The following is a 13,725-nucleotide window of genomic DNA, read 5'->3' as shown; positions in this document are numbered from 1 at the left end:
TGCCGTGAGGAACGGTTAGAACTTCAGACCCACGGTCAGATGATGATCACCGCCGCCAAATGCCGGACGGGGACTGTAACCGTAGTCAAAGACGATCATCCCGAAGTTCAGGCCCAGACCACAGCTGATACCGTCTTCGGTATCGGGACGGATGGCATAACCTGCCCGGAAGGAGAGAACATCCATATAGTTCAATTCGCCGCCAAAGAGCCACTGGGCGTCCGTATCCGCGCGGCGGTAACCGTCAGCGGAAAGATGGATGTTCCACTTATCCGCAATGGGCAAGATCCCGGTAACGCCAGCCTGTACAGCCAGCGGGGCAGCTTCGTCTTCCCCATCGTAATCGCCCATATATCCCAAGTTGGTGAGGGTGGCGGCGAAGGCGAAGTACTTGTTCACCTTGAAAGAGCCACCTACATCCATCAGGAAGGCAATAGCGGATTCATCGTCAATAGTCTGGCTTGCAAAGCGGGCGGCGGCAGCCCAGTTGAATACTTCCCCACGGCTGCCAAGGCCAGCCTGAACACTCCAGGCGTAGGCGCCATACTCGGAAGTTTTATTGCCGTACTCGTCACGACCTTCGATGTTATCGTAACCGAGAAAATCCACGGACATTGTCAATGCAAGAGGATACTTCTTGACGTTGAAGGGAAGGCCGTAGTAAGCCGAAATAAAATTGTCGGCACTGTTCTCGTTAAAGATCAGCTGGTTCAGCCCCAGTTCCGCTTCACTTACGGCACTTGCCGCCAGAGGATTGCGGGAGGCTTCGGCCACACGGGCGACGTCCGCCACACCGGCGCCGGACATGGCGGCACTGCGGGCGGAAACCTGCATGGAAAGGAACTTCATGGAAACCCCACCGCGGTCCACATGCCAATACTCGCCAGCGAAGGCGGTGGCAGCGGAACAAAGCAGGGCAGTTGTTAGAAGTTTCTTCATCATGAGTTTTAAAATACAAAAAAGAGTGGAACGTCACTGGATCTTTCGCATCTTCGATGCTCAGAATGACGTAAGCATTACTTGCGCCAGCCTTCCATGACCTTCAGGCAGTCTGCCAGAAGTTCGGCGGAACGGTCCTTGCCTTCGGTTTCCACATAGCAGCGGAATTCCGGAGCGTTGCCGCTGGGACGGAGGTGAACGATGTCACCGGAGTCGAATTCCATGCGGTAGCCGTCCACTTCGTTGAGGCTTACCATCTTACCGTGGAAGGGTGCGCCCTTGTTGAACTTGCTGGGCTTTGCGGCAAACTTGCCGAACAGCTTTTCACCCAGGTTCTTTTCCTTGACTTCTGCAAGCTTTGCCTTGGAAATCTCGGTGGGGAATTCCTTGAGGCGATCGCTCACGGTAAAGCGCTTGGGAAGCTTGCGGAGCAAATCCACCACGCACATCTTTTCTTCGCGGACCATGACCATTACGGCAATCATGGGAAGCAAGGCATCGCGGGTGGGGAGAGCGGGCAGAGTGCGGGTAACGCCATCGTATGCGGTGCGCTTCAGGTCGGTCTGCAGCAAAAAGCCGCCGTTGGCTTCGTAACCCGCGACGGACACGCCGGCGGCAGCACTTGCAGCGGCGTCACCTTCCATAAGGCTTTCCATGCCGGCGATAACATAGGGGGAACCGATGCGGGTACGTTCAATCTTTTCAAAGCTGCCGCACTTTTCAAGAGAGGTATTGCAGCTGACGGGAGTAGCGATGCGCTTGATACCCAGAGCCTGGGAAGCGAGAATGCCAAGGACGTCACCGCGGAGCCACATGCCCACGTCATCGGCCAGAAGCGGGCGGTCAGAGTCGCCATCGGTACTGAACACGGCGTCCACGTAATCCTTGTGGGTAAATTCGCGGGCCAGTTCTTCATCTTCGGGGCGGATAGCTTCGGTATCCACGGGAACGAAAACGTCACTGCGGCCAAAAGGCTTGACGCAGGCGCCAAGGCTTTCAAGAACGCGGACCACGATATCGCGGCCAACCGCGGAATGCTGGTACACGCCGATAGTCAAACCCTGCAGGGCCTTCTCGCCAAAGAACTTGGGATAGCGCAGGCAGTAGTTTTCTTCCGCTTCCTTTTCAACTGCAGGAAGTTCCGGAGCGTTCACCAGCATGCCCTTAGCGTCAAAAAGTGCTTCATCGAAATCCACACTCTGGCTTACGATACCCTGTTCGTCGGCCTTGGTAATTTCGCCATTGGGGTGGTTAAACTTGATGCCGTTGCGGTCAGCGGGAATGTGGGAGCCTGTCACCATGATGGTGGGGAGCTTCTTGTCCAAGCCATAGAGGGCGATTGCGGGAGACGGAATGCGGCCGCAGTAGGTCACCTTCCAGCCGGCATCTTCACCAGCCTTCACCAGAGCCTGCAAGATGCGACCCGTACTGGGGCGCAGGTCACCAGCGATTGCGATTTCGTGATCGCACTTGTAGGAAGCTTCGCAGTACTTGATAAAGGATCGTGCATAGACATAGCACACGCGATCGGTCATGGCACTTACGAGACCGCGGGCACCGCTGGTACCGAAAGCCACGCCGGACTGCTTCATTACATCTTGCATTGCAACAGACATTTAAACCTCAATGTTCATTTTAATACGAGCGGGAGTATCCCCCGTCCATTTTTTCGTCTAACAAAATAAAAAAATAACCGCTGGGGATCCCTGCCCCAGCGGCTACTTCTTGAAAGAACGAGGTGAATCCATTCACCAAACACCAAATCCTAGGATTCTTCCTCGTGTAGACCATCCATCCCATCCAGGCTCTTCGAAAATTCCAGGGCGTCAGGCGACCCGTTTTCGTAACGGATGTCAGAAACACTTCCCTTGGACGCAAGGAACATGCCACAGTCTTCGCCAACGAAAATGGAACCGTAGTAGACGGAAATTTCCAGGCAAGGGAACTTATGAGCGAGTTCAGTCCAAAATTCAATGTCGACCTGGTAGAGCCAGAATTCATCTGTCGTCTTGTACTGAAGGCCGCCAGCATCGTCAATCACGGTAGGGGCGCCATCGGCAACGGACGGGCTTGCAGGTGCATTGCGAAGAACTTCACTAAAATGATTACGCAAGGCACGGACTGCATCATCAAACTGAACTCTGTTCTCGGCGGGAGTCTCAATCGAAAAAATGCCATGAATTATCGGTTTCATAAGTCCTCTTCTTCCTAGATTTCTTAATATACCCCCGTTTGAAAGAAAGCGGACACGTCCGAAAATTCAACAAAGAATATTCCAACTGCGACTATTCAGGAGCATCCTCTTTGTCATGCTGACGAAAGTCAGCATCGGCTATTACACCCCCGATTAAAAAGCTGATGCCGAAACAAGTTCGGCATGACGTGATGGAATATGCTAAATTACTTTTCATGTTTAAGGATATTGCTTTGGTACTGGAAGGTGGCGGCATGCGCGGGGCCTATACGGCCGGCGTGCTGGACGCATTCCACGATGAAGGATTCAAGTTCGGTGGCTATGCGGGGACTTCGGCAGGGGCAACGCACCTTTGCAACTACCTGTCGGAACAGCGGGAAAGAAACCTGCGCCTGGACACGATTCATTCCAAGGATCCCCGCTACATGAGCCTTGGAAACTGGCTCCGTACCGGCAACTACTTTGACCTGGAATTTTGCTACCACACAGTGCCGGAAGTCATCGACCCCTTTGATTACGAAACCTTCCGCAAGAGCGCAGAGGTCTCGGAATTTTATGTTGCGGCAAGCAACGTGGAGACAGGCGGCGCCGAGCATTTCCGAGTCCGCGACCTGAAAGCAGATCTTGAAGCCATCCGCGCTTCTTCTTCGTTGGCGCTGGTCAGTAGCCTGGTGCATTATCAGGGCAAGAAAATGTTTGACGGAAATACCGCAGACAGTATTCCGTTCGAATTCATGGATTCCATCGGATACAGGAAGCAGGTAGTGATCACCACTCGACCGCTGGGATACCAGAAGACAGCCAACACGCTCCTGCCCCTGTACAAGCTGGTTTACCGCAAGTATCCCAACTTTGTAAAGTCTATAGGCAATCGCCACATCCGTTACAACAAGTGCCTGAAAACTCTGGCCCAGTGGGAAAAGGAAGGAAAGGTTTTCGTTTTCCGCCCCAGCGTGAACATGAAAATCAGCCGCGTGGAAAAAGACACTGCCAAACTGCAGGCCCTGTACGCATTGGGACTGAAAGACGCCCGGGATCACATGGACGCATTGAAGAAATTCCTGGGTGTTTAATTTCACGCAGGTTTAGATCCGTACTCCCGAGCGTCATTCCGAGAAATCAATTCGCACAAAAATTCTAAATTTCAAAATATGGATAGAGCTCGTCGTCGTAAATTTGGCCAGAACTTTCTGGATGTTCCCACCGCCATTGCAATTGCAGGCGACCTGCCGGCAAACGAGGGCGAAGCCGTTCTTGAAATCGGGCCGGGTCATGGCGCCCTGACGGAACACCTGCTGAACCGCGGCGTAGATCTGACCGCCGTAGAAATTGACGAACAGTGCGTCAAAGTGCTGAACGGAAAATTCGGCGACCGCAAGAATTTCCATATTACAAACATTGACTTCCTGAAGTTTGACCTGCAGGGATTTTTGGATTCCCACGAAAAGCCCTGGGTGACAGGCAACCTTCCCTACAATGTTTCTACTGCGATTATCGCAGGCCTCATGCCCCGACTCTACCTGACAAAGGGTTTCATGGGCATGGTCCAGCTGGAAGTTGCCGAACGCATTTGCGCCGCTCCCTGCAGCAGCAATTACGGTAGCCTTTCCGTGCTGGTTTCCGCCTTCGCCAATACACAGATCTTACGTAAGATCGGGCCGGAACATTTCACTCCCAAGCCCAATGTGGATAGCGCCACCATGCTGTTGACCCCTCGCGAAAACGCCCTGCAGGCTCCCGAGGGATTCTTCGACTTCGTCCGTGCGGCATTCACCCAGAAGCGCAAGACTTTGAGCAATTCCTTCGGGAAGGCCTATGACAAAAAGAAAATCCAGGAAGCTATTGAACTCCTGGATTATCCTACAACTGTCCGTGCGGAAGAACTTTCCCCCGAGCAGTTCCTTGAATTTTACAAAGTGATTGTGGGTTAGTCCCCGCAGACTTTATAGCTGTCGGGGTTTTTAGCCAGATAAGACTTGACGAGAGCACCGGAAGTGCTGTAGACTAGAGAGTCGACGGTTGCTTCCTGAGCAAATGCTGCAGTGCCTTCGTTGACGCGGGAGGCAAACCAGTTGGCGCTGGAAACCTTGTACTTGTCCATCCATTCCTGCCATTGATCATTGCGGTCCACCTTAGGAACGCCATCACCACTTGCATTAGCCGTACCCCATTCGCTGACGAACACGGAAAGGCCCGCATTGATGGCGAAGTCGCCTTGAGCAAGTACCTGATGGCATTCGGTGGCGCAAGCTTTGACTGGAATGCATTCACTTACGAAAAGAAGGAACTGAACGACAATTCCGAAGAATCTAAGGAAACCGTTTCCAACAAGACCACGGTAAACCTGGGCGCCCGTTTCCAGTACAACCGTGTTGCCCTGGAAGCGACCATGACCAAGACCTTCCTTCAGAATCCCTTCGTAGGATTTTCAAAGGCTGACGGAATCGCTCTGGACATCGGCGCTTTCATCAACTTCTAATAGAGATCTTCACTTCCATCTCATCTCCCGGATCCTACGAAAGTAGGATTCTTTTTTATTATTATTCTGCTATAGCAATTTTGCACATGGGTTATTATGAACTTTCTTGAAGAAAAGATTCTCCGTGACGGCGTCATTAAGGAAGGAAACATCCTTAAGGTTGACAGCTTTTTGAATCATCAGATCGACGTAGATATTATGCGCCAGATGGCCTACGAATTCCAGCGTCGTTACCGCGATGTGGAAATCAACAAGATCCTTACCATCGAAGCCAGCGGCATCGCCATTGCCACCCTATTGGGACACCTTTACGACGTGCCCGTGGTTTTTGCGAAGAAGAGCCAGACCGCCAACAGCACTGACGACAAGTATGTGGCTCAGGCCTACTCCTTTACCCATAAGAAGATGAACAACGTGTTCATTTCAAAGCCCTACATGAAGGCTACCGACAAGGTCCTGATTGTGGACGACTTTTTGGCAGATGGCGCAGCAGCACACGCCTTGATTGACCTGGTCCATCAGGCAGGCGGCACCGTGGCAGGCTTAGGCATCGCCATCGAGAAAGGCCAGCAGAAAGGCGGTGCAACCCTTCGCGAAGAAGGTTACCGCGTAGAATCCATCGCTATCGTAGAATCTATGGATTGGCAGACCCAGACCATCAAGTTCCGCGAACAACCTGAACTGCCTCTAAAAAACACCAACTTGAAACTTGGATAACGGCATGGATCCTTCGGCCTACGGCCTCAGGACGACGTGCTGGATGTAACCACAGGATGACAACAAGTACGTCATTCTGAGCAAAGCGAAGAATCCAGTTCTAAGGAATCATTATGAACAATTCATCAGAAAACATCTACCAGTTGGACGGCCGTGTGCCGGTGCTGAAGGCATTGCCCTTCGGCTTGCAGCATGTGCTGGCCATGTTCGTCGCAAACATTACCCCCATCATGATTCTTGCCGGGGTTGTAAGCCTGGATAAGGAGCTGACTGCGGCCCTCGTTCAAAACTGTATGATTATCGCCGGCATCGGTACCCTGGTACAGCTTTTCCCCATCTGGAAAATTGGTTCCAGACTGCCCATCGTCATGGGCATCAGCTTCACCTTCCTCTCTGTCGCCATTACTATCGGGACGACCCAAGGCATGGGCACCCTCATGGGCGCCGTGATTGTAGGCGGCATCGTGGAAGGCTTGCTTGGCCTTTGCGCAAAATACTGGCTGAAGCTTATTCCGCATATCGTTGCCGCTACCGTGGTGACAGCTATCGGATTCTCCCTACTCCCCATTGGCGCAAATTCCTTCGCCGGCGGCCTAGGTTCCGCAGACTTCGGCGCAACACACAACTGGATTGTTGGATCCGTAACCTTGCTTACCTGCTTGCTTACCCAAGTTTTCGCCAAGGGCTTCCTTCGCTCCCTTTCCGTGCTGGTGGGCCTTGTGGTCGGCTACATTCTCGCTCTTTGCATGGGCATGGTGGACTTCTCCGGACTTTCTAACTGCAGCATCGTGGCACTCCCCAAGATTTTGCCCTTCATTCCGGAATTCCACATCGGACCTATTCTTTCTGTAGTAGCCATCTTCCTAGTTTCTGCAACGGAAACCGTAGGCGATTCCAGCGCTCTAGTGAACGGAGCCCTCAAGCGCCAGATTCACAAGTCCGAAATGGGCGGCGCAATTTCCTGCGACGGTTTCGTCAGCACCATCTCCGGCATTTTCGGCTGCACTCCCATCACCTCCTTTAGCCAGAACGTGGGCCTAGCATCTCTCTCCGGCGTGGTGAACCGCTTTACCATCGCCACAGGCGCTATCGTCATGCTCTTGGGTGGCATCTTCCCGCCCATCGGTACATTGCTTACCACCATCCCGCAGGCGGTACTTGGAGGCTGCACCATCATGATGTTCGGTTCCATTCTGTTTGCAGGTTTCGGCATGATGGCCAAGAGCGGCTTTAGCCAGCGCAACATGGTCATCGTAAGCCTCTCCCTCAGCGTAGGCCTGGGCTTTACACAGGCCGCCGGCATGTTCAAGGAATTCCCGCAAATCTTCCAAACTATCTTCGCGGAAAACTGCGTGGCCGTGGTGTTCCTCCTGGCAGTGATCCTGAACCTGGTTCTGCCCAAGGAAAAAGAATAAGGACGCAACGGGCTCTGCCCCCTCCCCCATGTAAAACTTTAGGCCCGTAAGCATTGCTTACGGGTCATTTATTTTACAGTCTTAGGGACACTAAAGTGTCACTTAAAATATTTTTGCGGGATTGCAATGCTTGTGATTAAAAGAAAATCAAAATGAAAAAGTGCCGGGTTTCAGGACCTGGCATTTTTTTCAGCCAGGTAAATCCGTCAAATTTCCAGCAGAAAGTCTTCCCGCTTCAGATGGTTCTCTTCGTAAGGATGTTCCGTAGGGTAACCCACCGGATTGCAAAGCAGCAGATGGGATTTGCCTAGGCTATCGCGGACAACGCGCTTGATCGCCGAATGAGTATGGCCAGCCTGCCAGATGGAACCTTCGTCCAGATTGCGAAGGAATTCGTCCCCCTGAAAGAAGAAGTACGTGGAATTGGGATTGGCCAGGTACATTTCCGCCATGCCGAATTCCATGGGCAAAAAATGCGTCATCATGACCTTCGGGCGATCCGCCGTCAGATTGTTCATGACGTCCTTATAATGCGCCCAAAGTGCGGCCACATCATTGTCCTTGTAATTCCAGTGGCGACCATCGAACCAGCGGGCCTTCCACAGGAATTTGTATTCCTCGACGGAGGCGTCCGGGCGATGCCTGTAAGTAAAGTCGCACATCCCTAGGCAGCCTGCAATAGAATAGTTACTAGCCGCGGGCAAGGTAGTCGCCGTCGCCAAAACTCGGGAGGGCAGCGTCGCTGCAGATTTTTCCAGCAGGTGGACGTTAGGAATTTTCGCCGCTTCCTCAAGGTAATAGGCAATCTTGCTTTCGGAAGTAGGGAAATCCTTATCCGCCCCGAAAACGCCTTCACGTTCCGTAATGATATCGTGATTGCCCAGGCAAATATAAACCTGGCTATACTTTTCGCTAATGAACTTCAGGAACTCCACGTAAGTGAAGTAATTGTTGGCGATATCCCCCGCAATACAGCAGACATCCGCCGGCAAGAAATTACGATCAAAAAAATCCTGGAAGCAACGACGCAGCAACTGCACCGTCCTAGTCAAGGGTGCGTAAAAATCAATATGCAAGTCGCTAACGAAAAAGCAGGTCATGAAAAATTCTTAATGCAATAGAACGAAATATAAGAAACTTTTTTCAGGATTATCACATGTTTTGCACAACAACAGACAACACCCAAAATCCTTCGTAAACACTCCTAGAATAATTTTTACACACCTTTACACGCTCTTTTCATTTCGGCAAAGCCAAAATCTTGGTTTGTTGAACGCCACACCCTATATTTCTCTCTAGTGATTTGGCGAAACAAAGGAGCGCTTCAATGAAATCTATTAGTTTGAAAATGATGGCCGCAGGTTCTCTCCTGGCTCTGACCGCTTGCGGAGACGACTCTACATCAAATCCCATGGTAAATAACGCCTCTGGCGACAATCTGTCCTCGGGCGAAGTGCAGGGCAACATCGACCCTTGCAACGGGCTCACTTCCTTAATTGGCGATGACGGCGTCGTCTACTGTTTTGACGATGCTCTGCCCCCATCAGGAGATGAGCAAGTCCCCACCCAAAACACTTGCATCGATGCAGACGGCAACGTAGTTTCCCAGAACACCATCATCAGCGGCATCGACGGCAGCACCTACATGTACAATGCCGCTTGTCAAAAAATTACCTTAAGCGTTCCGCCTTCCAGCAGCTCCATGGTTCAGCCCGAAGACGTTTCCAGTTCCTCATCGGAAGTGATCCACGAAGCAGTGAGCTCCAGCAGCTTTGAATCCGTATCCAACGGGAACGCCCCCGTAATCACCTATGCAGCCTCCGGCGCGACCATCGCCAATGACAACGGCTGCGTTACCGTGAACGGCGGCGAAGTGGTCATTACCTGTGCAGGCGAATACGATTTCAGCGGAAGTTACAGCGGCGATGATGCACAAATCCGCGTCTATTCCCCCAAGGCAGACTCTGGCGTCTACCTGAACCTCCGCGGTCTTACGCTCAAAAATACCGCCGACGCCCCCATCTACGTTCAGATGGCTAGCAAGGCTTTTGTGGTTGCAAAAAGTGAAACCGTCAACACCCTAAGCGACGGAAACACCCGCACCAAGACCCATACCTACGTCAACAGCAACGGCGTTACTAAAACAGACACCACAAACGCAGCCATCTACTCCAAGGACGACATGACCTTCAAGGGAACCGGCACCTTGAACGTCACCGGCAACTACAATAACGGCATCCAGAGTTCCAACGATCTCCGCTTCCGCGGCGAAACCACCATCAATGTCACCGCCAAGAACAACGGCATCAAGGGCAAGGGCCTCGTAGATGTTGAAAAAGGCAACATCACCATCATAGCCACTTCCGGCGATGGCATCAAGAGCGATGAATGCACCGTAAACGGAAGCGATACCACTATTACCGAAGGCAAGGGCATCGTAAGCATCAAGGGCGGCTCCATCAACATTACCAAGGCCGGTGATGACGGCATTCAGGCCTTCAACTATGTGATGATTTCCGATAGCGTCTCGGTTCCTTCCATCAAGGTGAATTCCACGGGCAAAGGCATCGTTTCCGAGAACCGCGTCTACATCAACGGCGGCGAAAACACGGTGACTTCCGGCGACGATGGCGTCCACAGCAATCTGAATATTGACTTCAACGGCGGATTTACAACGATTACCGCAAAGGGCAATGACGGTGTCCATGCAGACTCCACCCTACGCATCACAAACGGTACCGTCTACGTGAAGGACTCCTACGAAGGTCTTGAGGCCTGGTACATCACCATCAGCGGTGGCGTTACCGATGTCTACAGTTCCGATGACGGCTGGAATGCAGCAGGAGGAAACGACGGTTCCGGCAACAACACGCAGACTGGCGGCAACAACTGGGGCAATCGTCCCGGTGGATTCGGCGGAGGCATGGGCGGCATGGGCAGTTCCAGCGGACACCTTACTGTAACCGGTGGCGTACACTACATAAAGACAGGTTCCGGTGATACCGACGGAATTGATTCCAATGGCGATCTTACTATCAGCGGTGGCGTCGTTGTGGTGGAATGCCAGATCAGCGGCGGCATGGGCGGTTCCTTCGACTCTGACGGCACAGCATCCCTCACCACAAAGACGCTTCTCGGCTTCAGCAAAAGTAGGTCCGAGGCGGGCACCAGCTACAACGTAAGCTTCAACACCAATAGCTACTACGGTAATTCCAACATCGCTTTCAAGCCCACTACTTCCGGTAGCTACATCCAGGGCACCAGCCAGGTTTCCACCGTAAGCAATGTCAACAGCTATAGCAAGAACGTCACCTTCCCCAACGGAAGCACCGTCTACTACAACTAGAATATCCCAAAGCCTCCCCTATCGTTAGGGGAGACTTTTTTTTCTTCAAAACGTGTAAAAATAAAATCAAGCATACACACAAAGCGTCAACAAATAAGCGATTTACGTTTTGATTTTGTGTAAATATTATTTATTTTAGGAACATGAGCATGGCTTTGGAGCACCTTTACGATTACGATGATTTCCGCAAGTTCCTCAATGACTACTTTGAGGAGCAGAAGAAACTGCGCGCTGCATTTTCGCACCGTTTCTTTGCCGCCAAGGCAGGTTTCAGCAGTAGTTCCTATTGCCTGAATGTTATTCGTGGACGTTTCAATCTGACTCCAAAATCCATCGAAAAAATCGCCAAGGCCATGGATTTTGAACCCCTGCAAAAAGACTACTTCGAAGCCCTCGTCCAGTACAACCAGGCCGAGCAAGTGGAAAAAAGGGAATCCGCCTGGGAAAAGATTGTCCAGATTCGGAAACGCATCGAATTTACGCACATTACCACGCGAGAACAAGCATATTTCAGCAAGTGGTATTACCCCGTCATCAGAGAACTGGCCGTAAGTTCCGACTGGAATGGCGACTTCATGAAACTTGCCCGTATGCTTGATCCGCAAATTACCACAGACGAGGCACGCGACGCCATCAAGAACTTGCAGGAATGGGGATTACTGCGCAAGGTGGGAAACCACTACGAAGAAACTTCGCAAATGCTGGACGCAACGCAGATCCCTCCCATGGCCCTTCGCCAAATCCGCCGCGAATATATCCAGCACGCCATCGGAGCTGTAGAGCGCAAGGCAAAAGATGAACGTTTTGCAGCGTTTACTACGCTTGCCATGAGCGAAAGTTCTTATAATTACGCAACGGAAGTATTGGAGGAGGCGCGCAAAAAGATCATTGCGCGGGCTGCAAACGATTCAAATGTTGAAAAAATTTACGAGCTGATGGTGGTCGCATTCCCCATGAGCAAGAAAGTGGAAAAGGAGGCTTAATATGATTTTCAAGAAATCTTTATTTTCGAAAATTAGCCGCAAAAGCACTTTCTGCAACCACAATATTTTTAGCAATATCGTTCTCGTCATTTTCACTGCCTTCCTTGCAAGCGCGTGCTCCTCGGACTCAAACGACAACAATGTTGCAGGCGGCGTCACGGACATCGGCAACTCCGTCGCCACAACAAAAATCGAAGGCATCGTCACCAATTTTAATGGAACTGCAGTTCCCAGTGCACGCGTCGTCGCCTACTACGACAATTGGGAGCAGACCACCGCCACGGATTCCGTGGTAGTCTCATCCGACAGCAACGGTAAGTTCACCCTATCCGTAGATGGCGCCGCAAGCATTATCCTCTTTGCCGAAAGTGGCGAGGAATGCGGCCTTGCCTATGCCTCACAGGATAGCAGCAACACGCTGATCCTAGGATCCCGCAGACACATCGAAAGCAGTGTCAGCGGCGAAAGCGACGGTTACATGCGCATCGTCGGCACCAACATGACCGCAAAAGTCGCTCCCGACGGCACCTTCGCCTTTGAAGATGTTCCTCCAGGCGACATTTCCCTCGTATACATCCGCGACGACAAACCGCAAGGCCACCTCGACTTCAGAACTACCGATGACCGCGACAGCATCTACCTGCCGCCTATGGAAAACCGCAAGGAAGATGGCAGCTTTGCCCCTCCCGACTTCGGCGACGGCATGTTCGGCGTGGATTTCAACCATAGAAACAATCATCAAGGCCCTTCATACGTCAACATCACTCTCAGCTTCGAAAAAAACGATCCTGTGATGAACTATGACATGACACCAGCATACGACAACCAATATGTCGAAGGCATTTCCGGCAGGGCAATCATCCTAAAGCAAGGTCAATTCATAGACCTGGGTATGATCGATCCCACCAAGGGCGATTTCACACTTTCATTATGGACAAAATGGGATGGTCCCAATGGATTTGACCAGGTCCTTTTTAGCCAACGCGCCTACAGGAATGATTCCACGGCAAAGTTCCAGTGGTACTTTGATGGTGCAAAAGGCAAATTTGCCGTCATGAAAAAAATGCCGGACGCTACCGAAAGCATCTACTTTGATTCCACCGCAATATCCACCGACGAATGGACATTTTTCGCACTCGTCTCCCAAAGCGGAAACATCACCATGTACGTCAATGATAAAGCCGTAACAGCAAAAGACAGTGAAGGCAATTCTGCAAGCGCATTACCGTTCACTCCAGGCAATGCAACAAAGGCTTACCCGCTCCACGCAGGCGGAAACGATATCGATAACGAAACTTGGAACGGTGCGCTAGACGAAATTCACGTGGAAAACAGAGCGCAACATTTTTAAGGGAATTATCCAACTTCCCTATTTTTCGCCACCCAAATTTTTACAGTCGCATTACTTTCCACAATTGCCTGCACGTAGTGCAAGCCACTTGTCAGGCGACCGCTGGAATTGATCTCCAGGCACACGCCATAAGTATCGAAACGCCCCTTCTGCATCTGGATTGCCGTCGCGTGAACTCTGGATTCCACAGGGTGTTCGTCCCCCACATAGTTCGCCACAAGGCTTCTAGCCGTCTCGGGGTCAATCTCTTTTAAGGAACGGATACGTCTTAATGCCATGAAGGGAAATATAAAAAAAACTG

The 13,725-nt window shown here is 51.6% G+C and carries 14 protein-coding genes; 8 read left to right on the top strand and 6 right to left on the bottom strand.

Annotated features, from left to right (window positions below; translation table 11 throughout):
* Positions 1 to 15: 15 nt before the first annotated feature.
* The 3 genes from BGX12_RS04765 to BGX12_RS04755 form a co-directional block, all read right to left on the bottom strand.
* Positions 16 to 942, bottom strand: a complete 927-nt coding sequence (locus tag BGX12_RS04765; protein WP_233246256.1) for a PorV/PorQ family protein — start codon at positions 940 to 942, stop codon at positions 16 to 18.
* Positions 943 to 1,016: 74 nt separating this feature from the next.
* Positions 1,017 to 2,555, bottom strand: a complete 1,539-nt coding sequence (locus BGX12_RS04760) for a phosphomannomutase (RefSeq protein WP_109734948.1) — start codon at positions 2,553 to 2,555, stop codon at positions 1,017 to 1,019.
* 149 nt (positions 2,556 to 2,704) lie between these two features.
* Positions 2,705 to 3,133, bottom strand: a complete 429-nt coding sequence (locus BGX12_RS04755) for a hypothetical protein (protein WP_109734947.1) — start codon at positions 3,131 to 3,133, stop codon at positions 2,705 to 2,707.
* Between the two features lie 215 nt (positions 3,134 to 3,348).
* Here BGX12_RS04755 and BGX12_RS04750 point away from each other — a divergent pair, with 215 nt between their 5' ends.
* Complete coding sequence (locus BGX12_RS04750; protein WP_109734980.1) at positions 3,349 to 4,206, top strand: patatin family protein; 858 nt, start codon at positions 3,349 to 3,351, stop codon at positions 4,204 to 4,206.
* A gap of 78 nt (positions 4,207 to 4,284) precedes the next feature.
* Positions 4,285 to 5,064 carry a 16S rRNA (adenine(1518)-N(6)/adenine(1519)-N(6))-dimethyltransferase RsmA gene (rsmA, locus tag BGX12_RS04745; protein WP_109734946.1) on the top strand — a complete coding sequence of 260 codons (780 nt, stop codon included), beginning with the start codon at positions 4,285 to 4,287 and terminating at the stop codon, positions 5,062 to 5,064.
* On the opposite strand, the gene BGX12_RS15475 is transcribed toward rsmA, so the two are convergent.
* Positions 5,061 to 5,318 (bottom strand): hypothetical protein, encoded by a 258-nt coding sequence (locus tag BGX12_RS15475; protein ID WP_158278170.1) that lies wholly within the window; start codon positions 5,316 to 5,318, stop codon positions 5,061 to 5,063. The genes rsmA and BGX12_RS15475 overlap by 4 nt on opposite strands.
* Here BGX12_RS15475 and BGX12_RS15470 point away from each other — a divergent pair.
* The 3 genes from BGX12_RS15470 (at position 5,247) to BGX12_RS04730 (ending at position 7,744) form a co-directional block, all read left to right on the top strand.
* Entirely contained in the window at positions 5,247 to 5,612 is a 366-nt protein-coding gene (locus BGX12_RS15470; RefSeq protein WP_199220729.1) for a hypothetical protein, read from the top strand. The two genes, BGX12_RS15475 and BGX12_RS15470, sit on opposite strands and share 72 nt — an antisense overlap.
* A gap of 96 nt (positions 5,613 to 5,708) precedes the next feature.
* Positions 5,709 to 6,329, top strand: coding sequence for a xanthine phosphoribosyltransferase (locus tag BGX12_RS04735; RefSeq protein WP_109734944.1), 621 nt, complete (start codon positions 5,709 to 5,711; stop codon positions 6,327 to 6,329).
* Between the two features lie 113 nt (positions 6,330 to 6,442).
* Positions 6,443 to 7,744, top strand: a complete 1,302-nt coding sequence (locus tag BGX12_RS04730; protein WP_109734943.1) for a nucleobase:cation symporter-2 family protein — start codon at positions 6,443 to 6,445, stop codon at positions 7,742 to 7,744.
* 206 nt (positions 7,745 to 7,950) lie between these two features.
* Here BGX12_RS04730 and BGX12_RS04725 read toward each other — a convergent pair whose 3' ends face one another.
* A complete protein-coding gene (locus BGX12_RS04725; RefSeq protein ID WP_109734942.1) occupies positions 7,951 to 8,844 on the bottom strand; it encodes a metallophosphoesterase in 894 nt (297 codons plus the stop codon).
* A gap of 227 nt (positions 8,845 to 9,071) precedes the next feature.
* Here BGX12_RS04725 and BGX12_RS04720 point away from each other — a divergent pair, with 227 nt between their 5' ends.
* From BGX12_RS04720 to BGX12_RS04710, 3 genes are all read left to right on the top strand, one after another.
* A complete protein-coding gene (locus BGX12_RS04720) occupies positions 9,072 to 11,090 on the top strand; it encodes a carbohydrate-binding domain-containing protein (RefSeq protein WP_109734941.1) in 2,019 nt (672 codons plus the stop codon).
* 149 nt (positions 11,091 to 11,239) lie between these two features.
* Positions 11,240 to 12,073, top strand: a complete 834-nt coding sequence (locus BGX12_RS04715) for a TIGR02147 family protein (RefSeq protein ID WP_233246254.1) — start codon at positions 11,240 to 11,242, stop codon at positions 12,071 to 12,073.
* 1 nt (position 12,074) lies between these two features.
* The gene (locus BGX12_RS04710; RefSeq protein WP_109734939.1) at positions 12,075 to 13,424 is read left to right on the top strand and encodes a LamG-like jellyroll fold domain-containing protein; all 1,350 of its coding nucleotides are present in this window, start codon (positions 12,075 to 12,077) and stop codon (positions 13,422 to 13,424) included.
* Positions 13,425 to 13,429: 5 nt separating this feature from the next.
* Here the strand turns inward: BGX12_RS04710 and BGX12_RS04705 are convergent, their stop codons facing one another.
* Positions 13,430 to 13,702, bottom strand: a complete 273-nt coding sequence (locus BGX12_RS04705; protein ID WP_109734938.1) for a hypothetical protein — start codon at positions 13,700 to 13,702, stop codon at positions 13,430 to 13,432.
* Positions 13,703 to 13,725 lie beyond the last annotated feature (23 nt).

The sequence above is a fragment of the Fibrobacter sp. UWR4 genome (assembly GCF_003149045.1).
Lineage (GTDB): Bacteria > Fibrobacterota > Fibrobacteria > Fibrobacterales > Fibrobacteraceae > Fibrobacter.
Note: the sequence above shows the minus strand (reverse complement) of the source record. Positions and strands in the feature narration are given on the sequence as shown.